The sequence below is a fragment of the Nocardiopsis deserti genome (assembly GCF_008638355.1).
Taxonomy (GTDB): Bacteria; Actinomycetota; Actinomycetes; order Streptosporangiales; family Streptosporangiaceae; genus Nocardiopsis; species Nocardiopsis alborubida.
Genome location: NZ_ML703348.1, coordinates 1 through 23,137 on the forward strand (window position 1 = coordinate 1; position 23,137 = coordinate 23,137).

Here is a 23,137-nt window from a genome sequence, read left to right on the forward strand (position 1 = left end):
CCTAGTGTGCTGATTTATTAGTTCGTTTCGGGATGCGTTGGCAGTACACCGCGATGCTCTGGAGGATCTCCTGGGCCGTTTTGGTCCACACATACGGCCGAGGAGCCTCGTTCCACGCGGCGGCCCAGTCACGGATGTCCTTCTCCAAAGCCTGGACGCTGCGGTGGGTCCCCCGGCGGATCAACTTGGTGGTGATCTCGGCGAACCACCGCTCGACCAGGTTCAACCACGAGGAACTGGTCGGGGTGAAGTGCAGGTGGAACCGAGGATGGCGCACCAGCCACCGACGGATCTCGGCCCTCTTGTGGGTGGCGTAGTTGTCCAGGACCAGGTGCACGTCCAACTCGGCGGGTACCTGCTTGTCGATCTTGGCCAGGAACTTCTTGAACTCGATGGCGCGGTGACGGCGGTGCAGGGAGGTGATGACCTGCCCGGTGGCGGCGTCCAGCGCGGCGAACAGGCTGCTCACCCCCGCACGCACGTAGTCGTGCGTGGCCCGCTCGGGGGTGCCCGGCATCATCGGCAGCACCGGTTGGGTGCGGTCCAGTGCTTGGATCTGGGACTTTTCGTCCACGCACAACACCAGGGCGCGCTCGGGCGGGTCCAGGTAGAGCCCGACCACGTCGTGGACCTTGTCGATGAAGAACGGGTCGGTGGAGAGCTTGAACGTCTGGCTGCGGTGGGGTTGCAGGCCAAAGGTGTTCCAGATCCGCCAGATGGCGTTCTGTGTCAGGCCGGTGTGCTCGGCCATGGAACGCGTGGACCAGTGGGTGTCGTTGGCGGGTGTGGACTCCAGGGGGGCGGTGACCACGCGTTCGACGTCCTGGTCGGTGATGGTGCGCGGTCTGCCGGGGCGGGGTTCGTCGACCAGCCCGTCCAGGCGGTGGGCCAGGAAGCGCTTGCGCCATTTGGCGATCGTGGGGGCCGAGACCCCCACCTCGTGTTGGACCTGGGCGTTGGACTTGCCCTGGGCGCAGGCCAGCACGATCCGTGCCCGCAGGGCCATGTCCTGGGTGGTCTTGCGGCGTCTGAGCCAGCGTAGGAGCTCAGCGTGTTCGTCCTCGGACAGCTCTACCGGTTCGAGTTTGGGGCCAGGTCGATTCACCCCTACAACCCTAAACCAAATAACCAATCAGCACACTAGAGCGGCGGCTCGTCGAGGATGAACATGGTCTGCGTGCTCTTGACCTCGGGGATGCGCTGGAGGCGTTCGAGGACGAAGGTGCGCAGGGCCGCGGCGTCGGCGACGCGGACCAGCAGGAGCAGGTCCACGTCCCCGGAGACGAGGGCGGCGTGGTCGACCTCGGGGATGTCGCGCAGGTAGCCGCGGAAACGCTCCCAGGAGTGCTGCTCGATGCGCACGGACACGTAGGCAGACAGGGCGGTGCCGTACTTCTCGGGGTCGATGACGGCGGTGAAGCCGCGGATGACGCCCTCCGAGCGCAGGCGTTCGAGGCGCGAGTAGGCGTTGGCGCGGGAGATGTGCGCCTGTTCGGCGACCGCGCGGATGGACATGCGCCCGTCGTCGCGGAGCAGGGAGATGATGCGGCGGTCGGTGTCGTCCAGCTGCACGGCCATGTGTCTTACCTCATACCGCTCACACGATCATCGACGGAGAACATCCGGGACGCCGCACCGCACTACTGAGCAGTTCGTCCAGTATCCGGATGGACTTCTCGACAATATGGGGTGATTCACCTCATATTCAAGACATGAAGCACACCGATGAGCGATCCGGCCCGGCTCCTCCACTCCCCTCGACGGAGCCGGTGCGTCTCGTGGACCGGCACGGTCGGCGTGTGGAACACCCGCTGTTCACCGCTCCCGACCGCACCCGGCTCGCCGGCCTCCACCGCGCCATGGTCATCGGCCGCCGCGACAGCTTCCGGTGCCCCGCCGCGGCCCGCGGGCCGCAGGAGGCCTGAACGGCGAACATCCGATACGGACCTCCGTGCCGCGGCCGCGGGAGGGCTCCGGATCCGCGGGCGGCAACGGCGCCGCCGGGACGGCGGGCACGGACGCCGGACCGGGGGGCCGCGGCACGGGACAGGGCGCGCGGACCCCGTGTCGGCGCGCCCGCGGGGCGGACGGGCCGACACGGTCAACGGCGACCGGCGGCCCGTCCACAACCCCGGTCAGGAGTCCCCCGGTCCCGGGTCAGCACGTTCGCGGACGGGAACAAGGTGCTGCGCGCTCCGGACGAGCGGGTCCGCGGGTCTTCCGCGGACCCGGGCGGGAGGCCCCACACGGGGTGAGCGGGTTCGCGCGGTGCCCCGGACGCGAACGGGGGCCGCGGCCGGTCGGCCGCGGCCCCCGCGGTGCGCCGGGACCCGTGTCCCGGCTGGTGGGCTGCCCGGGTGCGGGTCAGCGCCCGCCGCGCAGCCTGTCGATCACGGAGTTCATCCGCGAGCTCAGGCCGTGGCGGCCGCTGCTCGCGTCCGTCAGGCTTCCGCTGTCGTCCTCGGCTCCGGCGTGGGCGCCGGACGGGCGGCGGCTCCAGGCGAAGAACACGGCGAGCAGGACGGCCGGGACGAGGGCCAGGGCCAGCAGCCCCGTGCCGCCGATGACGCCGTCGGAGCCCATGAGCTGGAAGCCGGAGAGGTCGTTGGCCGCGGTCTCGGCGGTCACGCCGCCGTCGCCGTCCTCACTCCCGTCCTCGGCGGCGCCCTCCCCGGACTCCTCCTTGGCGCTCTGCTCGGCCTCGCCCTCGGCCTTCTCCGGGGCGGGCTCCTCGGACTCCTCGGTCTTCTGCGCGCTCTCCTCGGCGGGCTCCTCGGTCTCCTCGGCCTCCTCCTCGGGAAGAGCGTCCTCGGGGATCGGGGAGACCGCGTCCTCGCACTTGTTGCCGGGCTGCTGGAAGGGGTGCGGTGCGCCCTCGGTGCCCGCGCCGTCGCCCCACTTGGTGATGTAGTACTCCACCTCGAGGTGGCCGTTGCCACCGCTGACGGTGTAGTTGCTGTCGTTCCAGGTCTCGCCCGTGATCTCGGCGAAGGTCTTGCCGTCCATGTCGAGGAGGACGTCACAGCCCTCGGAGGGGGCGCCCGGGCCGCGGTCTCCGATGAAGAACTCGGCTTTCTTGCCCTCGTGGACGACATAGCCCTCGGTGCCGAGCGGCCAACTGGGGCTGGAGAAGAGCCCCTTCTGCATGGGTTCCCCGCTCGCGGGGGCTCCGGTGTCCCCGTTGATACCGGAACCGTCGTCCCAGAAGTAGGTCGCGGTAACTTCGCCGTGCTGAATGGGAGTGTCGTTGCTCATAAGTAGGAAGCCAGGTTGACGACAGGGCCGAGAAGACCGCGGGCATGACTCACCCGGCGTGCGGGCACGTTCGGTGCGCCCCCGCGAGGGCGTGGTCAAGGCAGGGTTCTCCCGCGTCGCTGGCGGCGAGTTGCGGGCGGGAACGGAATGCGCCGATGGGATTCGGCGTCTCCGCTGGCGCAGGCGCGTGGATTCGCGCGGCCCTGTTCCCGGGGAAAGAGGTCTCGACTCCCTTGCGGCTCTCGGCCGGTCAAGGGCTCGGCATCGGTTCGTCAAACAGCAATAACGAACCGATCACGAGGACACTAACCCACGTTTAGGCAAAGCGCGCAATCCCCGCAGGTAAAATGACCTTGCGTGTCTCTCGCAATACGCTACGAAACAGGACGCACGAGGGGCCGAAAACGCGAAAAGCCCTGTTGACAGGGGATTTACGGACCGACCCGAGGATGACGGACGGGCTTTCCCGTGGCCCTCGCCATAGTTTCGGCTCCGCCCGGCCGAGGGCGGTCGCGGAGCGGCCCGGGGCCGTGCGGGGAGTCGCGGACCACGGGTCACGGCGGCGGAGGAAGAAGCGCCGAATACCGGCGAACATGGTCAAGGCCACGCAATCCACACATCCGGGAACGGTCAGCGACGGCCGGGGCGACCCCGGGCACGGGCAGAGGAACCCCGGAGGGTTGCTCGGCAGGCGGGCGGGACCGGTGCGACCGGCTGGCGGTCCGGCCCCGCGAGCGGAGCCGGACCGCCGGGCTCAGGTCACCTGGCCGCGGCGGGCGAAGCGCTCCTGGCGCCACTCCCCCGTCTCCACGACCTCCAGCAGGGCCTGCGCGGCGTCCCACACGTCCGCGTAGCGCAGGTAGAGCGGGGTGAACCCGAACCGCATGACGTCGGGGGCGCGGAAGTCGCCGATCACACCGCGCGCGATGAGCGCCTGCACGATCGGGTACCCGGCGCCCTCCTCCGGCTGCACCAGGGCCACCTGGCTGCCGCGCCGCGCGTGCTCCGCCGGGGTGATCGAGGAGATGCCCGCCCGGGCCGCGCGCTCCAGGAACAGGTCGGTCATGGCCAGGCTCTTGGCGCGCACCAGGCCCATGTCCGCCCGGGCCCACACGTCCAGGCTCGCCTCCAGGGCGGCGTCGGCCACCAGCGGCTGCGAACCGCTCAGGAAGCGCGACACCCCCTCGGCGGGCTCGTAGTCCGCGCTGAAGTCGAAGGGGCGGGCGTGCCCGTGCCAGCCGATCAGGGGCTGGTCGGCCACGGCGTGGTGACGGCGGGCGGCGTACAGGAACGCGGGGGCGCCCGGACCCGCGTTGAGGTACTTGTAGGTGCACCCCACCGCGAAGTCGGCGCCGCTCCCGGAGAGGTCGATCGGGACCGCGCCCGCGCTGTGGCACAGGTCCCAGACCACCAGGGCGCCGTGCTCGTGGGCCAGGCGGGTGATGCCCGGCATGTCGCGCAGGGTGCCGCTGCGGTAGTCCACGTGGCTGAGCAGCAGGACCGCGACGTCGCCCCGCTCCAGGTCCCGGGCCAGCGCGGGGCCGTCGGGGTCCACGCGCCTCTGTGTGGCGCCCGTCAGCGCGGCCGCGCCCTCGGCGACGTACAGGTCGGTGGGGAAGTTGCCCGCCTCGCCCAGCACCACCGAGCGGTCGGACATGCGCAGCGCCGCGACCAGGGTCTTGAACAGGTTGGCCGAGGTGCCGTCGCCGACCACGACCTCGTCGGCCGCCGCGCCGACCAGCGGCGCGATCTTGGCGCCCAGGGTGCGCGGCTTGTCCCACCACCCGGCGTCGTTCCAGCTGCGGATGAGGTCGCGCCCCCACTCGCGTTCGATCATGTCGGCGACCCGGCCGGGGGTGGAGCGCGGCAGCGCGCCCAGCGAGTTGCCGTCCAGGTAGACCACGCCCTCGGGGAGGACGAACTCCTCCCGGAAGGGGGCGAGGGGATCGGCCGCGTCGAGCGCGACACAGTCCGCACGGGTGGCGGGGGTCATCGGGGTCCTGCTTCCTCGTGGCAGCGGGTGGGAACGGGTCAGACGGTACTGCGGAGGGACCACAGCTCGGGGAAGACGTCCTGCTCGGCGTTGCGCGCCAGCCAGTTCAGGCCGTTGGAGCCGCCGCTGCCGGGCCTGCCGCCCAGGGTGCGCTTGACGGCGAGCAGGTGGCGCTGGCGCCACCGGGTGACCCGCTCGGCGACGTCGAGCAGCGCCTCGACCAGCAGGAACAGCTCGTTGCCGGGCACGTCGTCGGCGTAGACGGCCTTCCATGCCTCCTCCACGCCGGGGCTGGCCTCGTAGGACAGGGTCCAGTCGCGCTCGACGCGGTCCTTGGGCACCGGCAGGCCGCGGCGGTGCAGCAGCCGCAGCGCCGCGTCGTAGAGCCCGGGACGCTCCAGCAGGGTGGTGAGGTCGTCGACGACGCCGTCCATGGCCTTGTGCGGGCGGATCATGGCGGCGGACTTGTTGCCGAGCAGGAACTCCAGCTTGCGGTAGCCGTAGGACTGGAAACCCGAGGCCTCGCCGAAGGAGTCGCGGAAGCGGTTGAACTCGGTGGGCGTCATGTCGGCGAGCAGGCCCCAGGAGTCGTTGAGCACGTCCTGGGCGTTGCGGGCGCGGCGCAGCCAGGCCAGGGCGCCGGGCACGTCGTCGGCCTCCAGCGCGTCGCGGGCGGCCTCCCAGCGCTCCTGCACCAGGGCGAACAGCAGCTCCATGACCTGGGTGGCGATGATGAACGAGGGCTCGGCGGGCTCGGCGGTGCGCGGCTTCTGGAGGGACAGCAGGGTGTCGATACCGGCGTAGTCGACGTAGGGGGTCGCGCGCTCGAAGGACAGGGTCGGGCTGTCGGCCCCGGCGCTCCGGGCCGCCTCGGCCCCGCCGGGGTCACCGGCGTACGGACACTGCTGGGCGGTGGTGGAGAGCATGGAAACCCCTTGTCGGAATCGCGTGTACGGCAGCGCGCCCGCGGCGCCCCGGGCGGAGGGATCCGCCCCCGCGCACGGCCGCCGGGCGCGTGAGGTGACATCATCGGGCACCCGCACCCCGGACAGGAAGGGCCGACGGACACGCGAAGGGGACATTGGCCTAGCATTCGTAAGACGTTGTGACTCTCGACTTTGGGAACGCAAAGCATGGCATCACGGTTGGCAACCCCGCTGGACAGCGTCGACCAGCGCATCCTCGCCGAGCTCCAACGGGACGGGCGCCTGTCCTTCAACGAACTGTCCCGCCGGGTGAACCTGTCCGCGCCCGCCGTCGCCGACCGCGTACGGCGCCTCACCGACCGCGGGGTGATCACCGGCTACCACGCGCACGTGGACCCGGCCGCGGCCGGGCTGCCCGTGACCGCCCTGGTGCGCATGGAGTGCTTCGGCGCGCACTGCCTGCTCCGCGACGAGGCCTCGCTGGAGATGCCGGAGATCCTCCAGGTGCACCGGGTGACCGGCGACGACTGCTGCGTCCTGCTCATCGCGGTCCGCTCCATGGAGCACTTCGAGGAGGTCATCGACAGGCTCGCCGAGCACGGGCGCCCCTCCAGCACCATGGTGATGTCCAGCCCCGTGCCCTGGCGCCCGGTGAGCGCTCCGGTGACCGGGCGGCCCTGACCGGACACCGCCTGGGGCCCGTCTCACGGAGGTTCCCGACGGCCTGGCCTCCTGACGACGGCGGGACGGCCGGTGCCGGGTGGGCTGCACCGACGGCCGCGTCGACCAGGGGCCGGTCTCCCGGCCGTCCGCGACGCTACCTCGGGTAAGCGCCGGCCCCGGCTCCGAGCACGCTCAGGAGGGCCAGGGCCTCGGCGCCGGGGGATCCCGGCGGCGCGCTATAGAGCACGAGGCGCTGGTCGCGGTCCGTGAGCGCGGGCGCGTCGCAGTCGACGGTGACCTCCCCGACGACCGGGTGCCGGAAGGTCTTCGTGAGCGTCAGCGCGGCCTGCACGTCGTGCCGCTCCCAGAGCCGGGCGAAGTCGGGGCTGGCGTCGCGAAGCCCGTCGACGAGGCCGGTCACCGCGGGGTCCCCCGGGCAGCGGGCGGGAGTGGCGCGGAGCTCCATGACCACGTGGTGCCGGAAGTCGGCGGCGTCGGAGACCCCGTACAGCGCCGTGTCCGGGCGCGTCGGACCGAGGAGCGCCCGGCGCCCGGCACCCGGCGCGCGGCGGACCGCGACGGAGCCGTCCCCCACGCGCCGCTCCCCGCACGCGACCGAGGACCCGGACGGCCGAGAACCCGGAAGACAGGGGCTCTAGGCTTCTGGGATGAGCGTTCTCATCGACACCCCGGTCTGGCCGGGGCCGCGCGGCTGGCTGTTCGCGCACCTGGTCAGCGACAGCTCCTACGACGAGCTGCACGCCTTCGCCCGCGCGCTCGGGGTGGACCCGCGCGCGTTCGAGCGCGACCACTACGACATCCCCGAGCACCTGCACGCCCGGGCCCTGGAACTGGGCGCCGAGCACGTCAGCGGCCGCGAGCTGGTCACGCGCCTGCGCGCGTCCGGGCTGCGGCGGCCCAAGGCCGCCCGGCTGACCAGCACCGCCTAAGGGGACTCGCCGGGTCGGTGGGACCCGGTCCCGCAGCCGTCAACAGGTGAGCACCACCTCCGCCGGAAGCAGCCGAGTCCCGGTGTCGGACCGTGCCTCTGCTGACCGGCCGGGAAGCCGGACCCCTGATGGGATGGCGTGCCCGCCCCGCGCGGCGTGAGACGGGATGCATGAGGCCGCACCCCGCTTCACCCGCCGGACGGCGGCCGGTTCAGGGCGGGGGCGGCTCCACCGGGGGCGGGGCGTTCAGCCGGTCGAGTTCGGCGAGCACGTTCACCCGGGCACGCGCCTCCCACCGCGCCCGCCCGGACGGGGTGTGGAACAGGTGCGGCGCCTCCAGCAGCGACCGCAGCACCGCGCTCCGGCCCGCGCGGAAGTCCTCGTCGGAAACGTGCCGGTACTCGGCGCGCACCGCCGTGGTGTAGGCCAGGTACCCGTCGGCCGGAGCGGCCAGCACCGACAGGTCGGCGTCGCAGAGCACCGCGCCGTCGGCGTCCCACCTCCCCGGCCGGTGCGTCGCGGTCACCCCGACCAGGCGCGCGACCTCGCGGACCCGCGCGGTCCCCATCCCCGTCAGGGGCAGCAGCCGCTCGGCGAGCCGCGCGCTCTCGCGCTCGTCGCGGCCCGGGACCCCCTCGTAGACGGCGTCGTGGAACCAGACCGCGTAGCGCACGAGGTCGGCGTCGCGCACCCTCTCCTCGCGGAGCAGCAGGTCGACCGCGCGCAGCACGGCCTCCAGGTGGGCGGGCGTGTGGTAGCGGCGGTGCGGCTCGTTCCAGCGGCCCAGGAGTTCGGCGCCGACCGCCACCGCCTCGGGGCCGTCCCCGGCGAGCCCGCGCCAGGCGGCGTCCAGCCACGCGTCGTTCATAACCCCCAGTCTTCCCCACCGGGGCCGGTCCGCCCGGCACCGGGTCAGGTGGCGGAGGTGTCCACGAGTCCGGCCTCGTGGGCGAGGATGGCCGCCTGCACCCTGTTGCGCATCTCCAGCCGGCTGAGGATGGCGCTGACGTAGCTCTTGACGGTGCCCTCCACGAGGAACAGCCGTTCGGCGATGTCGGCGTTGGACAGGCCCGCACCGACCAGGGCCAGCACCTCGCGCTCGCGCTGGGTGAGCTCCTCGACCCGGGCGACGGCCGCCACCTCCCGGGCGGCCCGGGGCCCGCCGAACCGGGCGATGACCTGGCGCGCCACCTGGGGGGACAGGTAGGCGCCGCCGTCGGCGACCGCGTGCACCCCGGCGATCAGCTCGCGCGGGTCGCCCGCCTTGAGCAGGAAGCCGCTGGCGCCGCCGCCGAGCGCCTGGGAGATGTAGCTGTCCTCCCCGAAGGTGGTGAGGATGACCACGGCGGTCTCGGGCGCGACCCTGTGGACCTCCGCCGTGGCCGCGAGGCCGTCCATCCGGGGCATCCGGATGTCCAGCAGCGCCACGTCGGGACGGTGGGAGAGCACCAGGTCCACGGCCTCGCGGCCGTCGGCGGCCTCGGCCACCACCTCGATCTCCGGGTCGCTGCGCAGGATCGCCCGCACCCCGGCACGGATCATCGCCTCGTCGTCGGCGAGCAGCACCCTGATCACGTCTGTCCCTCTTCCCCGTGTCCGTTCCGGAACCGCGTGGTCACCGTAGCGGCGCCTCCCCCTTGGTCAGCAGGCGCCCCTCGGCGAAGCACAGCTGGTAGAACGTCGCCTCGCCGCCGAAGAACACGCTGTTGCCGCGGTAGTAGCTGCACGCGGCGCCCGGGGGGACGGCGCCCTCCTCCAGCATGCCCGCGTCCATGTACACCGAGTCCTCGGGCAGCACCGCCTCGACCTCGGCCTGGGGGTCGCCGACGGTCAGGGCGGCGAAATCCTCGGGGGCCAGGGTGGCCCGCTCCATGTTCGTGACGCTGACCCAGCCCAGCGTGAACACCACCACCACGGCCGCGACGACCGGGACCAGAGCCAGGGCCAGCGTCCAGCCGCGCACCCGGCGGCGGGCGGCGAGCTGGAGCTGGTCGATCTGGTCAGCCTCCCCGGCCTCGTCGGGCCCCGCCCCGGCGGTGCCGTCCAGCGGCATGGTCGCGCAGACCTCCCAGCCGCCGTCGCCGTCCGGTCCGGCGGCGAAGGAGCCCCCGGTCAGGCGGACGCGCTCGCGCAGGCCGATGAGCCCGCGCCTGCCGCCCGGACCGGTGTCGGGGCACGGCCCCGAGGGCGCGGAGTTGGTGACCCTCGCCTCCACCCGCTCCCCGCTCGTGGTCAGCCACACCGTCACGTCGGCGCCGGGGGCGTACTTGGCGGCGTTGGTGAGCGACTCCTGGACGACCCGGTGGACCGCCCGGTCGACCATCGGCGGCAGGCCGCCGACCTCCCCGTCGCGCACCAGCACGACCCGCATGCCGGAGTCGCGGACGCGCTCGACCAGGGCGGGGACGCCCTCGCCCGCGGGGGACATGGGCGCGGGTTCGGCGTCGGCGCGCAGCACGCCGATGATCTCCCGCAGGCGGTGGGTGGCGTTGACGGCGGTGACCCGCAGCTCGGCCGCCGAGCGGCGGTGCTCCCCGTCGAGGTCGGGGTTGACCTCCAGGGCCCCGGCGCGCAGGGCGATGAGGCTGAGCTCGTGGCCGAGGGAGTCGTGCATGTCCTGGGCGATGCGGGAGCGCTCGCGGAGCCTGGCCTCGTCGACGGTGAGACGGTGCTCGCGCTGGAGCTGGCGGGCGTGCTCCCATCCGGCCTCGGCCAGGGCCACGTGCTGGCGCCGGTAGACGCCCACCAGCCAGGGGAACACGACGGTGAACACCATGGTGCTCACCGTGGCGGTCCACCCCGCCGGGTCGTCGGGCCACAGCAGCGCCGCGACCACCATCCACAGGACGGTCGCGGACGTGAAGAGCACCAGCGCCGACCACACCGTGGGGACGCGGCGGCCCGCCAGGTAGGCGACGCACAGCAGCAGGACGCCGAACCCGTACACCCAGAACGAGCCGAGCAGGGCCACGACCAGGGCGAGCAGCGGGTAGAGGCGGCCGAGCACCACGGTCAGCGCGGTCAGCGCGACGGCGGCGCCCGCGGTGGCGAGCGCCTCGGCGGCGGGCATACCCCCGGAGAGCCAGCGGACGAGCATCTCCCCCAGGCACAGGGCGGCGATCACGGCACCCAACAGCACGTCGCGCCAGGCTGCGCCCCGGGTGGGCCAGCCCCCGAGCGGGGACAGCGCACGCCGAAGGCCCGCGCGCGGTACGGAGAGGTCCATGCCGGTGAACCTACACACCGGGAGCGGGTCGGCGGCACCGCCGAAAGTCAGGGTGGGACCTCCCCCTCCGGGGAGTGGTGCGTGCGCGTGCGCCCACCCACCCTTCGCGGCGCGCCCCGGACCCCGGGCCCCGACGGCGCCATCACCGGCGACGGGCACCCGCCTTCCCCCCGCGGCACATCCGGCGCACGTGGCGGAAGGACCCTCGGGGTTCCGGACTCCACCGCACGGGCACCGGAAGGTCCACTGGACCCCCGGAAGCCCCCACACGGGTACCGGAAGGGCTTCCGCCCGCGGACGTCGGCCATATCATGGGATGAATTTTGGCCCTTCCGCGATGGCCCGAGCCACACGGCCGTGCCGGGAGCCGGGGGTCGGGAACCACGACCGCGGACAGGGGCCGGATGTCACCTTTGGACACGCTGCGACGCATGCACCACATCGCCGGGTGGCCGCTGCTCCTGAGCACCTTCCTCGCCCGCCTGCCCATCTCCATGTCCCTGATCGGCCTGCTCACCCTGGTCACCACCACGACCGGGAACGTGGCCGCCGCCGGCGCGGTGACCGGTGCCTTCGCGCTCGGGGAGACGGTGGGCGGCCCCGTCATCGCCCGGTTCGCCGACCGGCGCGGGCAGCGGGTGCCGGTACTGGTCACCTCACTCGTGGACGCCGTGCTCGTCACCGTGCTCGTGTTCGCCGTCCTGGCGGGGGCCTCCGCCCCGCTCCTGGCCGTGCTGGCCGCCGTGGCGGGCCTGTGCATGCCCCAGATCGGCCCCATGGCGCGCACACGCTGGGTGGTGCTCATCCGGCGGGGACCGCACAGGGGCGAGGAGCGCGAGCGCTCGGTGTCCGCGGCGATGTCGGTCGAGGGCGTGCTGGACGAGGCCGCGTTCGTCCTGGGCCCCGCCCTGGTGGGCCTGCTCACCGTGACGCTCTCACCGGCCGCGAGCGTGCTGGGCGCGGCCGTGCTCATCGGCGTGTTCGGGACCGTGTTCGCCCTGCACCCCACCGCTCCGCCCGGTACCCCTCCGGTGCGCGGCGCGGGGGGCCGCATCGCCACGCCCGCGCTGCTGGTGCTGGCCGCCCCCATGTTCTGCCAGGGCCTGTTCTTCGGCGGCATGTCCACCGGTGTGACCGCCTTCTCGGCCGCCTCCGGGCACGGGGACCTGTCCGGGCTGATGTACGCGGTGATGGGCACCAGCAGCGCCGTCGCGGGCCTGCTGATGGCCTCCGTCCCCGTGGGCTTCCCGCTCACGGCGCGGACCCGGATCGCGGCGGGTGCGCTGTTCCTGCTCACCCTGCCGCTGTACACGGCCCACGGCGCGGCCGCCCTGGCGGCGGCCCTCTTCGTCCTGGGCGCCGCGATCGGCCCGCACATCGTGAGCCTGTTCGGGCTGATCGAGAGGGCCGCCCCGGCGAGCCGCCTGTCGCAGTCGATGGCCGTCATCCTGAGCTGCCTGATCCTGGGCCAGGCGCTGGGGTCGACGGTCGCGGGCGTCCTCGCCGACGCCCACGGCCACCAGGGGGCGTTCGTGCTGGCCACACTGGGCGGCCTGGTCTCCTTCGCGGTGACCGTCCTGGTGATGCGCACCCGCTGGTACGTCCGCGACGAACCGCCCTCTCCGGCGGTGGTGACGCGCTCCACTCCGGACCGTTGAGAGGCGCAACCGGGGAGGTCAGGGAGCGTATTCGGGTGATTCGGGGAACATCAGGCGTTAAACCCGCGTTAAAGAGGGACCCATCATTCTGACTCCGACCTAGGCTCGATGATCGTGCTCGATCTACTGGCCACCATCGGCCCCCGCCGCAGAGAGGTGCCCGTGCCCCAGCTCAACGGGCTCGCCCGCGTCACCCTGTCGGTCCGCGACCGCGACGAGAGTGTGCGCTTCTACCGCACGGTCCTGGGTTTCCGTGTCCTCGGCAAGCGCGACCACGAGGGCACACGGCGCACCGAGTGCCAGCACCCGGCCTCCGGGCTGCTGCTGGCGCTCATCCAGCACCGCGACAACTTCAAGGGCAGGTTCGACCGCAGGCGCTGCGGCCTGGACCGCCTCACCCTGGGCGTCGAGAACCTGGGTGAGCTGGAGGCCTGGGAGGAGCGCTTCGCGGAGATGGACGTGGAGCACTCCCCGGTGATGCACCGCGAGGAGGGCTCCACCCTGCTCTTCTACGACCCGGACGGCACCGAACTGGCCCTGTACGCCCACGCGGAGCTCGACGCCGGCGAGGACTGAGCCGCGTCAGGCCGTGACCGGGACCTCCGCGTTCCGCGCCGCCGACCGGGCGCGGACCGGGCTCCGGCGGACCGGCGCCGCCGGAGGCGCCCGACGGGCACGCGGCCCTACTCCACCTCGACCAGCTTCAGGCGCACGTCGCGCTCGGCGAGGTCGTCCACGGCCGAGCGCGGGAGCCGGTCGTCGGTGATGATCAGGTCGAACTCCTCCAGGCTCGCCACCCGGAAGGTGCCGAACTTGCCGTACTTGGTGCTGTCGACCGTGAGCACGCTCTTGGAGGCGATCCGCAGCAGCGCCTGTTTGGCGACCACCTTGGCCTCGGAGGGCGTGGTCGACCCGCGCTCGGCGTCCCATGAGCTGCTGGCGATGAAGGCCAGGTCGACGTTCACCTGGCGCAGGAAGTCGGCGGTGAAGCGCCCGACCGAGGAGTGGTCGGAGTGCGAGACCACCCCGCCGGTGTGGATCAGCTCGATCCCCGGGTACTCCATCAGGTGGCCCACGACGTTGAAGTCGCTGGTGATGACGGTCAGGCCGACCTTGTCGGTGAGCAGCGGGACCATCTGCAGCGTGGTCGTGCCCGCGTCCAGGTAGATGGTGAAGTTCTCCCGGACCAGATCGGCCGCCGCGCGCGCTATGGCCCGCTTGGCGGGTACCTCCAGCTGCGCCTTGGCCAGGTAGGAGGGCTCGCTCTTGAGCCGCGCCGCGAGCCGCACCCCCCCGGTGACCGACAGCACCTTGCCGTCGTTCTCCAGCGCCTGGATGTCACGCCGGACCGTCATGTGGGACACGGACAGCATCGACGTGAGCTCGTTGATGCTCAGCACGTGGCGCTCCTGAAGGAGCTTGAGGATGTGCTCTCGTCTCTGGTCCGGAATCATCGTTCGCCTCACACTCCAGGGACGGTCATGGGGCACCGTGCGGTCACGACGCCGTGTAACAAAGTTTCCCAGCTCGCCGCACCCCGTCGGCTTCCTCACGACGTGAGTCCGCTCGCAATCGTGGCACCACGTAACGGGACCGGTAACGGGAGCACCGGTCCGCGCCGGGGACCGCCCGCGCGGCCGCGCCCGCCTCCGGTGGGCGTTTTTCCTGTTTGCACCACGTAAGGCGGAAGTCTTTGCCACCCTTGACGGCATGACGTTGTCCATCGCGCTGCGCGGAGACACCGCACGCTTCCCGGGAAACACCCTCCCGGCCCTGCGTTCAGCCTCGCTTGCCGGGGCGGACCTGGTCAAGATCGACGTCCACCTCACCTCCGACGGCTATCCCGTCCTGGTTGACGAACGGCTCGTGGCCCTTCCCGGTTCCCCACCCCGCCCCGTGGGGGAACTGACCCTGGCCGAACTGGCCTCCGCCCGCGACGACGTGGAGCGGCGCGTGCCCACCCTGATGGAGGTGCTCGCCGAGTACACCGGCGACGCTCCCCCTCCCCTGCTCGTGGACGCCGGCGCGCCCGAGGCGGCGCTGGCCGCGGACGGGCTGCTGCGGGCGCGCGGGTTCGGCGACCAGGTGCTCTTCACCGGTTCCACCGAGACCCTCGACGCCCTGCGGGGCCGCAGCCCCGAGGCCCGGCTGATGCTGGCCTGGGACAAGCCGGGCCCGCCACCCGAGGACGTGGTGCGGACCCTGCGACCCGCCTTCCTCGGCACGCACTACACGCTGCTGACCCGGGACCTGGTCTCGGAGATGCACCGCCGCGGCTACCTCGTCACGGCGTGGACGGTGAACGACTTCCCCGAGATGGCACGCGTGGTGGGCATGGGCGTGGACGCGCTCGCCACCGAGCGGATCGAGGACCTCGTTGCGCTGACCAGCGGCAGGGAGCGGCGGACACCGACCGCCGGTCCGGTCTGAGGGGGAGGCAGGGAACCGATCCGATGAAGACCGCACGCCCTCCCTCTCTCCGGGGGCGCACCCGAAGCGATGAGACACCACATGACGGCCGACGCATCCCCTCACGCGCTCCGCACCACGGCCCCCGTCCTGGACTGCGCGGCGCACCTGTTCGCTCAGCACGGCTCACAGGGTCTGGCGATGTCCGAGCTGACCTCCCGGATCTCGGCCCAGACCGGGGCCGACCCCGCCGCGCTCAGACGCGCCTTCCCCACCAGGTTCGACCTGGCCTACGCCGTCGTGCTGCGCTCCACCCGGGAGCGGGTGCACGGGCAGCTGGCCGCGGACCGGCCCGACCGGCCCGCGATCGAACGCATGTCGGCGCTGGTCAGGCGGCACGTGGAGACCGGTTGGCAGCACCGCGCGGCGACCGCGCTGGGGCACGAGCTGCTGCCGGTGCTGCGCGCCATCCATCCTGCCCGCCACCGCGAGGTCAGCTCCCTGACGCGGACGTACCGCGAGCACGTCCGCGGCATCATCCTGGACGGCGTGACCCGCGGGGTCTTCGGGGTGCGCGAGCCCGGGCGGGTCGCCGACGACGTGCTGGAGACCTTCGACTCCCTGCTGCACTGGTACGACCCCGGGGCCGGGCTGAGCCTGGACGACCTCGGCGCCGTCTACGTGGACCTGGTCATCCACCACCACCTGGGGTGCCCGCGCTGACCGGGCGTCCGGGACGGGTCCCGGATGATCCGAGGAACACGATCTAGCCGCCGACGAGCTGGTAGAGGTCCACGGACTCGGCCAGCGCGCGCAGTCCGGCGTCCCCCGGGTGGAGGTGGTCGCCCGAGTCGTAGGCGGGCAGCATGCGGCTGGGGTCCTGCGGGTCGCGCAGGACCGCGTCGAAGTCCCACACGCCGTCGAAGGGCGCGAGGGGGTCGTTCGCCTGCGCCCGCAGGTGGGTGTTGACCTGCTGGCGGGCCCGGTCGACCTCCTCGGTGCAGCGCGGCTCGCCCCCGCAGGGGCCGAGCGTGGCCACGAACACCCGCATGCCGTGCTCGCGGGCCAGCCCCGCGATCTCCTCGATCCCGCCGACCACCGCCTCGGGCGGGGTGCTCCAGCGCAGGTCGTTGATCCCGGCGAAGATGACCAGGGCGTCCACCCCGCTCTGGGCCAGCACGTCCCGGTGCACCCGGCGGGTCAGCGCCACTCCGCTGGGGTTGGTGGAGACGCCCTCTCCCGGGTAGCCGTCCCTGATCACGTGGTTCCCGGCCACGCCGAGGTTGAGCACGCCCGGGTTGGGCAGCCCCGGCTGCTCGGACAGGCGGGCGCTGAGCACGTCGGGCCAGCGGGCGTGGGCGTCGGGGGTGGAGCGGGTCCCGTCGGTGATGGAGTCGCCGAAGACCGCGATCGCGCCCGGGCCCCCGGAGACCTCCACCGCGGCGAGGAAGGGCCACTGCGCGACCCGGCCGGTGAACGGCTGCCCCGTGGTGTCCAGGGTCAGGTCGCCGCTGCCGGGCGCGCTGGTGTAGTTGGTGTCCACCGAGGCGTAGTGCACCGGCGCGGTGGTCACCTGCTCGGGCACGTGGATGCTGACCAGCACGTCGGTCTGCGGCGGCAGGAGCATCTCGACGGGGTCGCTGAACACCTGTCCCCCGGCCGGGATGACGGTGTCGGAACGTCCCCCGAAGGTGAGCGGGACCGCGGCGCCGCGGATGTCGGCGCCGGTCCCGCGCAGTGCCACGGAGGCCGCGCCCACGGTGACGGGGGCGGCGGCGAAGGTGTTGTCCAGGCGGATCCGGACCGTGCGGCCGCCGGTGGTGGTGCGCACCGACAACCGCAGGGTCTGGTCCCGCCAGGGGCCGACCTCCATGTAGCCGGAGGTGGCGCGCGCCCAGGTGCCCGTCCACTCCGTGTCCGCGGCGCGCCCGCCCACGGAGAACACGTGGATGCGGCCCGCGTCGTCGGCGGTCTCGGGCAGCACCACGTGGGAGATCTCGCGGGCGGGGTCCACGGTGAGGCCGCGCGCGTACAGGCGCGCCGCGCCGAGGGTGGGGCTGGGGCCGGCGTGCCGCGCGGAGTTGGCGTAGGGCAGGGTGAGCGCGGCCTCGCTCGCGGGTCCGGCGGTCCAGTGCGGGACGGACAGGGTGAACTCCTGCTCCCCGCCGTCGGCGTAGACCACACGGCCGGTTCCGGTGACCTCGGCCTCGATGCCGTCGGTCCGGGTCGCGGTGGCCAGGAAGGTGAGCGACCGGTAGCGCTCGTCCGCGAGCCGGAGGAACTGGCCGTCCGAGACCAGGTGGTCGGGGCGGCCGGGGGCGTAGTCGGGCAGCTCCATGGGCGTGCCGAGCAGGACCACCTCGCGGCCGGGCGTCCACCCGGCGGAGGCCAGCGTCTGGGAGGACAGGCTGTGCCCGGCGCCGTCGAGGTCGACCGTGGCGACGGAGGTGTCCCGGGAGACGCCGATCCGGTCGACGAGGCCGCTGAAGGGGACGGCGCTCACCGCGGGGACCGTCTGCTCCCTGGGCTCGGAGGGTCCGCCGCCGTCGTCCCGGGAGACGGCGGTGTTGACCACGACCACGAGGAGCACCGCCACGGCCGCCGCGGCCAGGCCGCGCAGCAGGCGGGGGCGGGGGTTCGCCCGTTGCCGGTGGGTTCCGCGCCGCCGTCTGCCGTCCGCTCCCAACGCTCGCCTCTCCCCCCCGAATGCATCTGTCCACCGACTGCCGGACGCCGCCGGACGCGCGGTGGTTGTTGAGACGTGGACCACCGCGCCCCTCGGAACGGCCGCCAGTGTAAACGAGCCCCCACCGCCGGGCGCGGAGGTTCCGGGATGTACTGGACGGCGGGTCGTATGGCCTGCGACCTGCACGGAACGGGAAAACGCGAAGGAGCGTCGGATTCGGGCAGGAGTGCCGCCATATTCATCCGATGTCGGACCGGAAAATCGGATGCCCTTTATTCGGATGCCGTAGCGAGGGCTTCCCCAGAAGGAAGAAACATACCAAAAGCCCTATAAGTAGACAAAATACAAGCGAGGAAACGGGCGCCGCGACCTCCCCGTCCCGTGGCGCCACCACTCCCGCCCGCACCCGAAGGACGGCGGGACACGGGGGCGCAGCGGAGCCGGTACCGCACGTGGCGCGCGTGTTGGACGCCCTTTCCGGGAACGGACGGCCGCCGCACCGCGGAACGGCGCCGCCGACCGCACACCGCCCGAACTCCGGCGCCTATTACACGGCCTCCGGACCGCGGCGGCGGTTCTCGGGCACAGCTCGCGGCAAAGAAAGCGCCGCTGCCCTGTATCCACAGGTCAGCGGCGCTTTTTTCGTGTTCGGAGAGGGTAGGCCGGGCAGGACTCGAACCCGCGACCCAGGGATTATGAGTCCCCTGCTCTAACCAACTGAGCTACCGGCCCGCCGTGATCGGCAAACGCCATCCTAACAGGGTGGGTCCGACGTTTCCCCGCCCTAAATCCGTTACCGTACAGGGCCTCCCGACCGCCCTCGCGGAGCGGCCCGGGAAGGTGTACCGAGCACCTGGGTCACAGCACGCGGGAGCACGCGGTCTAGGGTGGTGAGGTGCGGCGCGCGCCTGGACGGCCCCCAGCGCCCGGCACCGAAGCCGCGTCGAACCCGTTGTGAGCATCGCGGGTCGCGAAACGTCGTCAGGGAGAGTTCACGTCATGTCCAAAGCACCCGTCAACGTCACCGTCACCGGCGCCGCCGGCCAGATCGGCTACGCGCTGCTGTTCCGGATCGCGTCCGGCCAGCTGCTCGGCGCCGACACCCCGGTGAAGCTGCGCCTGCTGGAGATTCCGCAGGCAGTCAAGGCCGCCGAGGGCACGGCGATGGAGCTGGACGACTGCGCCTTCCCGCTGCTCCAGGGCATCGACATCTTCGACGACGCCACCCAGGCCTTCCAGGGCGCCAACGTCGCCCTTCTGGTCGGCGCCCGCCCGCGCGGCAAGGGTATGGAGCGCGGTGACCTGCTGGAGGCCAACGGCGGCATCTTCAAGCCCCAGGGCGAGGCGATCAACGCCGGCGCGGCCGACGACATCCGCGTGCTGGTGGTGGGCAACCCCGCCAACACCAACGCCCTCATCGCCCAGAGCCACGCCCCCGACGTCCCGGCCGAGCGCTTCACCGCGATGACCCGCCTGGACCACAACCGCGCGCTCACCCAGCTCGCCAAGAAGCTCGACGTGTCGATCAACGACATCAGGAAGCTCACGATCTGGGGCAACCACTCCGCCACGCAGTACCCGGACGTGTTCCACGCCGAGGTCAACGGCGCCAACGCGGCCAAGGCCGTCGGCGACCAGGCCTGGTTGGAGAACGACTTCATCCCGACCGTCGCCAAGCGCGGCGCCGCGATCATCGAGGCCCGGGGCGCCTCCTCGGCGGCCTCCGCCGCCAACGCCGCCATCGACCACGTCCACGACTGGGTCAACGGCACCCCCGAGGGCGACTGGACCTCCGCGGCCATCCCGTCCGACGGCTCCTACGGCGTGCCCGAGGGCATCATCTCCTCCTTCCCCGTCGTCTCGCGCGACGGCAGGTGGGAGATCGTGCAGGGCCTGGAGATCGACGACTTCTCCCGCGCCCGCATCGACGCCTCCGTCAAGGAGCTCGTCGAGGAGCGCGACACCGTCAGGCAGCTCGGCCTGGTCTGACCACAGCGGCGCCCACCGCGGCGCCGGTGACGCACGGGCGCACCCCCGCACGGGGTGCGCCCGTCGCCGTCCCGGGGTCCGGGGTGTCCCGCGCGGCGGCCACCGTCCCGAAGGGGGCCGGGAAGCAGGCAGTATAGAGACCGTGAGTCTCATCGATGTGCTTCCGGCCGAACCAGAACCCGACTCCCTCTTCGAGGCGTTCGCTTTGTGGGCCGAGGAGCGGGGCCTCACCCTCTACCCGCACCAGGAGGAGGCCCTCATCGAGGTCGTCTCCGGGTCCAACGTCATCCTCAACACCCCCACCGGTTCGGGCAAGAGCATGGTGGCCACGGGCGCGCTCTTCGCCGCGCTGGCCCGGAACGAGTGCGCGTTCTACACCGCGCCCATCAAGGCGCTGGTGTCGGAGAAGTTCTTCGACCTGTGCAAGATCTTCGGCACCGACAACGTGGGCATGATGACCGGCGACGCCAGCGTCAACGCCGACGCGCCCATCGTGTGCTGCACGGCGGAGGTGCTGGCCCAGATCGCCCTGGCCGAGGGCGCGGACGCCGACATCAACACCGTCGTCATGGACGAGTTCCACTTCTACGCCGAGCCCGACCGCGGGTGGGCGTGGCAGGTGCCGCTGCTGGAGATGCCGCAGGCGCAGTTCCTGCTGATGTCGGCCACCCTGGGCGACGTCAGCCGCTTCGAGGAGGACCTGGAGAAGCGCACCGGGCGCTCCACCGCCGTGGTGGCCTCGGCCGAGCGCCCCGTCCCCCTCTACTACGACTACCGGGTCACCCCGCTGCACGAGACGCTGGAGGAGCTGCTCGGCAGCGGCAACGCCCCCGTGTACATCGTGCACTTCACCCAGGCGCAGGCGGTCGAGCGCGCGCAGTCGCTGACCAGCATCAACATGTGCACCAAGGAGGAGAAGGCGGCGATCGCCGCGGAGATCGGCAACTTCCGCTTCACCACCAAGTTCGGCCGCAACCTGTCCCGGTACGTGCGGCACGGCATCGGCGTGCACCACGCGGGCATGCTGCCCAAGTACCGGCGTCTGGTCGAGCGCCTGGCCCAGTCGGGTCTGCTCAAGGTCATCTGCGGCACCGACACCCTCGGCGTGGGCGTGAACGTGCCCATCCGCACGGTGCTGTTCACCGCGCTGAGCAAGTACGACGGGGTGCGTGTGCGCCGCCTGCGCGCCCGCGAGTTCCACCAGATCGCCGGGCGCGCGGGACGCGCCGGGTTCGACACCGTCGGCAACGTGGTGGCCCAGGCGCCCGAACACGTCATCGAGAACGAGAAGGCCCTGGCCAAGGTCGGCGACGACGCCAAGAAGCGGCGCAAGGTGGTGCGCAAGAAGGCCCCGGAGGGCTTCGTCTCCTGGGACGAGGCCACCTTCACCAAGCTCATCGAGGCCGACCCCGAGCCCCTGACCTCGCGGTTCAGGGTCAGCAACGCCATGCTGCTGAGCGTGATCGCCCGCCCGGGCGACTGCTTCCCGGCGATGAAGCACCTGCTCACCGAGAACCACGACGACCGCCCGAGGCAGCGCCGCCACATCAGCGAGGCCATCGCCATCTACCGGTCGCTGCTGGACGGCGGGATCGTGGAGGCGCTCCCCGAGCCCGACGCCCAGGGGCGCACCGCGCGGCTGACCGTGGACCTCCAGGCCGACTTCGCGCTCAACCAGCCGCTGTCCACGTTCGCGCTGGCCGCGCTGGATCTGCTGGACAAGGAGTCGCCCACGTACCCGCTGGACGTGCTCAGCGTGGTGGAGTCCACCCTGGACGACCCGAGGCAGATCCTGGGCGCCCAGCTCAACAAGGCCCGCGGCGAGGCCGTCCAGCAGATGAAGATGGACGGCATCGAGTACGACGAGCGCATGGAGCGGCTGGAGGAGGTCGACTACCCCAAGCCGCTGGAGGAGCTGCTCGGCCACGCCTACGAGGTGTACCGGCGCGGCCACCCGTGGGTGGGCGACCACCCGCTCCGGCCCAAGACGGTGGCCCGGGACATGTACGAGCGGGCGATGACCTTCGTCGAGTACGTGGGCTACTACGAGCTGGCCCGCTCGGAGGGGCTCGTGCTGCGCTACCTGGCCAGCGCGTACAAGGCGCTCAACCAGACGGTGCCCGACGACGCCAAGACCGAGGAACTGCGCGACCTCATCGAGTGGCTGGGCGAGCTGGTCCGCCAGGTGGACTCCAGCCTGCTGGACGAGTGGGAGCAGCTGACCAACCCCGAGGCGGAGGTGCCGCAGGACGCCGCCGCCGCCGAGGAGAAGGTGCGGCCCGTCACCACCAACGAGCGGGCGTTCCGGGTGCTGGTGCGCAACGAGATGTTCCGCCGCGTGGAGCTGGCCGCCCTGCGCCGCCACGACGAACTCGGGCGGATGGACGAGGACGGGGAGTGGGACGCCGAGGCCTGGGAGGAGGCCCTGGACGCCTACTTCGAGGAGCACGACGCGATCGGGACCGGCCCGGACGCGCGCGGCCCGGCGATGCTGCTCATCGAGCAGGAGCCGGAGCTGTGGCGGGTCCGCCAGATCTTCGCCGACCCGGCGGGCGACCACGACTGGGGCATCAGCGCCGAGGTGGACCTGGCCGCGTCCGACGTCGAGGGGCGCGCGGTGGTGCACGTGGCGGACGTGGACCGGCTGTAGGGCGGGCGGCAGCGGACGGTGAACGGTTGACGGGTGCCGCCGGTTGACGGGCGCGACCGGCTGACGGGCGCGACCGGCTGCCGCGGCGAACACGGTCGGGCGCGGGCACCGCTGGCCGCGCGGAAGCGGTCGTTTCCGGGCACGCCCATGCCGCTCCGGGGGGAGGGCCCCCTGTAGCAAGCAAACACCCCCGGGCCCGGGCCGCGCCACAGCCGGATCCGGCCTGTGGACAACCCGGGTCGGGCTGCCTCCGGCGGGTAGAAAGGACAACACAGGGTCCGGCACCGCCGGGCCCGCTCCCCTGCCCGCCGACCCCTCCCGCTCCAGCGGTCGTGCGGACCTTCACACACAGGAGGTTCGACCATGCCCCTTCCCCTGATCGCCTGGGCCGTCGCCGCGGGAGGCGCCGCGGCCGCCGCCTACGTCGCCCGCAGGATGTCCAGGGACGAGGAGTTCGCCGGAAGGGTCCGCGAGGTCGCCGGTTCCTTCGGCAGGTCGGTGTCGGCCAGCGACGAACTCGACGGGCTCCTGGAGATGGAGGAGCCCGTCGCCATGCGCCACCTCGACGCCAGGGCGCCCCGGATGAGCGCCCAGGAGTGGGACGACTTCTCCGGGGCGGTGCACGCCCGCGTCACCAACCCCTACGAGGACGAGGAGACCAAGGCCCGGACGCGCCGCCTGTACTCCTACGCGGGCAACCTCAGATGACGCGGCCGCCGTCCGCCGAGCTCC

At 72.3% G+C, this 23,137-nt stretch carries 21 protein-coding genes and 1 tRNA gene; 10 read left to right on the forward strand and 12 right to left on the reverse strand.

All coding sequences use genetic code 11. The features are described 5' to 3' along the window. Position 1 precedes the first annotated feature (1 nt). Together FYW99_RS02900 and FYW99_RS02905 are read right to left on the reverse strand one after the other, a co-directional pair. Complete coding sequence (locus tag FYW99_RS02900; protein WP_150249926.1) at positions 2 to 1,105, reverse strand: IS630 family transposase; 1,104 nt, start codon at positions 1,103 to 1,105, stop codon at positions 2 to 4. Between the two features lie 35 nt (positions 1,106 to 1,140). Further along, positions 1,141 to 1,578 (reverse strand): Lrp/AsnC family transcriptional regulator, encoded by a 438-nt coding sequence (locus FYW99_RS02905; RefSeq protein ID WP_047868273.1) that lies wholly within the window; start codon positions 1,576 to 1,578, stop codon positions 1,141 to 1,143. A 134-nt stretch (positions 1,579 to 1,712) separates the two neighbouring features. On the opposite strand from FYW99_RS02905, the gene FYW99_RS32130 reads away from it, so the two are divergent. Then, positions 1,713 to 1,925: a hypothetical protein gene (locus FYW99_RS32130; protein WP_223838676.1), complete on the forward strand. Its 213-nt coding sequence runs from the start codon at positions 1,713 to 1,715 to the stop codon at positions 1,923 to 1,925. Between the two features lie 439 nt (positions 1,926 to 2,364). On the opposite strand, the gene FYW99_RS02915 is transcribed toward FYW99_RS32130, so the two are convergent. From FYW99_RS02915 to FYW99_RS02925, 3 genes are all read right to left on the reverse strand, one after another. Further along, positions 2,365 to 3,255, reverse strand: a complete 891-nt coding sequence (locus FYW99_RS02915) for a hypothetical protein (protein WP_150249928.1) — start codon at positions 3,253 to 3,255, stop codon at positions 2,365 to 2,367. Between the two features lie 754 nt (positions 3,256 to 4,009). Next, complete coding sequence (gene kynU / locus FYW99_RS02920; RefSeq protein WP_150249931.1) at positions 4,010 to 5,248, reverse strand: kynureninase; 1,239 nt, start codon at positions 5,246 to 5,248, stop codon at positions 4,010 to 4,012. 38 nt (positions 5,249 to 5,286) lie between these two features. Continuing rightward, positions 5,287 to 6,174 (reverse strand): tryptophan 2,3-dioxygenase, encoded by an 888-nt coding sequence (locus FYW99_RS02925; protein WP_150249934.1) that lies wholly within the window; start codon positions 6,172 to 6,174, stop codon positions 5,287 to 5,289. 207 nt (positions 6,175 to 6,381) lie between these two features. On the opposite strand from FYW99_RS02925, the gene FYW99_RS02930 reads away from it, so the two are divergent. Further along, positions 6,382 to 6,855: an Lrp/AsnC family transcriptional regulator gene (locus tag FYW99_RS02930; protein WP_013151836.1), complete on the forward strand. Its 474-nt coding sequence runs from the start codon at positions 6,382 to 6,384 to the stop codon at positions 6,853 to 6,855. Positions 6,856 to 6,991: 136 nt separating this feature from the next. Here the strand turns inward: FYW99_RS02930 and FYW99_RS02935 are convergent, their stop codons facing one another. Then, entirely contained in the window at positions 6,992 to 7,432 is a 441-nt protein-coding gene (locus FYW99_RS02935; RefSeq protein ID WP_223838679.1) for an MmyB family transcriptional regulator, read from the reverse strand. 73 nt (positions 7,433 to 7,505) lie between these two features. Here FYW99_RS02935 and FYW99_RS02940 point away from each other — a divergent pair, with 73 nt between their 5' ends. Then, a complete protein-coding gene (locus tag FYW99_RS02940; RefSeq protein ID WP_150249937.1) occupies positions 7,506 to 7,787 on the forward strand; it encodes a DUF4031 domain-containing protein in 282 nt (93 codons plus the stop codon). A gap of 211 nt (positions 7,788 to 7,998) precedes the next feature. On the opposite strand, the gene FYW99_RS02945 is transcribed toward FYW99_RS02940, so the two are convergent. From FYW99_RS02945 to FYW99_RS02955, 3 genes are read right to left on the reverse strand one after another with little or no spacing between them, the layout of a single operon-like run. Continuing rightward, positions 7,999 to 8,655, reverse strand: coding sequence for an HD domain-containing protein (locus tag FYW99_RS02945; RefSeq protein WP_150249940.1), 657 nt, complete (start codon positions 8,653 to 8,655; stop codon positions 7,999 to 8,001). A gap of 44 nt (positions 8,656 to 8,699) precedes the next feature. After that, positions 8,700 to 9,362, reverse strand: coding sequence for a response regulator (locus tag FYW99_RS02950; protein ID WP_150249944.1), 663 nt, complete (start codon positions 9,360 to 9,362; stop codon positions 8,700 to 8,702). A 40-nt stretch (positions 9,363 to 9,402) separates the two neighbouring features. Then, the gene (locus FYW99_RS02955; RefSeq protein ID WP_150249946.1) at positions 9,403 to 11,013 is read right to left on the reverse strand and encodes a sensor histidine kinase; all 1,611 of its coding nucleotides are present in this window, start codon (positions 11,011 to 11,013) and stop codon (positions 9,403 to 9,405) included. 404 nt (positions 11,014 to 11,417) lie between these two features. On the opposite strand from FYW99_RS02955, the gene FYW99_RS02960 reads away from it, so the two are divergent. Together FYW99_RS02960 and FYW99_RS02965 are read left to right on the forward strand one after the other, a co-directional pair. Then, positions 11,418 to 12,671: an MFS transporter gene (locus tag FYW99_RS02960; protein ID WP_150249949.1), complete on the forward strand. Its 1,254-nt coding sequence runs from the start codon at positions 11,418 to 11,420 to the stop codon at positions 12,669 to 12,671. A gap of 108 nt (positions 12,672 to 12,779) precedes the next feature. Then, entirely contained in the window at positions 12,780 to 13,247 is a 468-nt protein-coding gene (locus tag FYW99_RS02965; RefSeq protein ID WP_150249952.1) for a VOC family protein, read from the forward strand. Between the two features lie 107 nt (positions 13,248 to 13,354). Here the strand turns inward: FYW99_RS02965 and FYW99_RS02970 are convergent, their stop codons facing one another. Beyond that, positions 13,355 to 14,125, reverse strand: coding sequence for a DeoR/GlpR family DNA-binding transcription regulator (locus tag FYW99_RS02970; RefSeq protein ID WP_013151829.1), 771 nt, complete (start codon positions 14,123 to 14,125; stop codon positions 13,355 to 13,357). A 256-nt stretch (positions 14,126 to 14,381) separates the two neighbouring features. On the opposite strand from FYW99_RS02970, the gene FYW99_RS02975 reads away from it, so the two are divergent. After that, positions 14,382 to 15,101: a glycerophosphodiester phosphodiesterase gene (locus tag FYW99_RS02975; RefSeq protein WP_150249955.1), complete on the forward strand. Its 720-nt coding sequence runs from the start codon at positions 14,382 to 14,384 to the stop codon at positions 15,099 to 15,101. Between the two features lie 81 nt (positions 15,102 to 15,182). Continuing rightward, the gene (locus tag FYW99_RS02980; RefSeq protein ID WP_150249958.1) at positions 15,183 to 15,803 is read left to right on the forward strand and encodes a TetR/AcrR family transcriptional regulator; all 621 of its coding nucleotides are present in this window, start codon (positions 15,183 to 15,185) and stop codon (positions 15,801 to 15,803) included. A gap of 43 nt (positions 15,804 to 15,846) precedes the next feature. On the opposite strand, the gene FYW99_RS02985 is transcribed toward FYW99_RS02980, so the two are convergent. Further along, entirely contained in the window at positions 15,847 to 17,766 is a 1,920-nt protein-coding gene (locus FYW99_RS02985; RefSeq protein ID WP_150249961.1) for an SGNH/GDSL hydrolase family protein, read from the reverse strand. A gap of 658 nt (positions 17,767 to 18,424) precedes the next feature. Continuing rightward, a tRNA-Ile gene (locus FYW99_RS02990) sits at positions 18,425 to 18,498 on the reverse strand. Positions 18,499 to 18,765: 267 nt separating this feature from the next. Between FYW99_RS02990 and FYW99_RS02995 the strand changes: the two genes are divergently transcribed. From FYW99_RS02995 to FYW99_RS03005, 3 genes are all read left to right on the forward strand, one after another. Next, positions 18,766 to 19,755: a malate dehydrogenase gene (locus FYW99_RS02995; RefSeq protein WP_150249965.1), complete on the forward strand. Its 990-nt coding sequence runs from the start codon at positions 18,766 to 18,768 to the stop codon at positions 19,753 to 19,755. A gap of 157 nt (positions 19,756 to 19,912) precedes the next feature. Then, positions 19,913 to 22,405 carry a DEAD/DEAH box helicase gene (locus FYW99_RS03000; protein WP_150250680.1) on the forward strand — a complete coding sequence of 831 codons (2,493 nt, stop codon included), beginning with the start codon at positions 19,913 to 19,915 and terminating at the stop codon, positions 22,403 to 22,405. A gap of 363 nt (positions 22,406 to 22,768) precedes the next feature. Next, a complete protein-coding gene (locus FYW99_RS03005; RefSeq protein WP_150249968.1) occupies positions 22,769 to 23,113 on the forward strand; it encodes a hypothetical protein in 345 nt (114 codons plus the stop codon). Positions 23,114 to 23,137 lie beyond the last annotated feature (24 nt).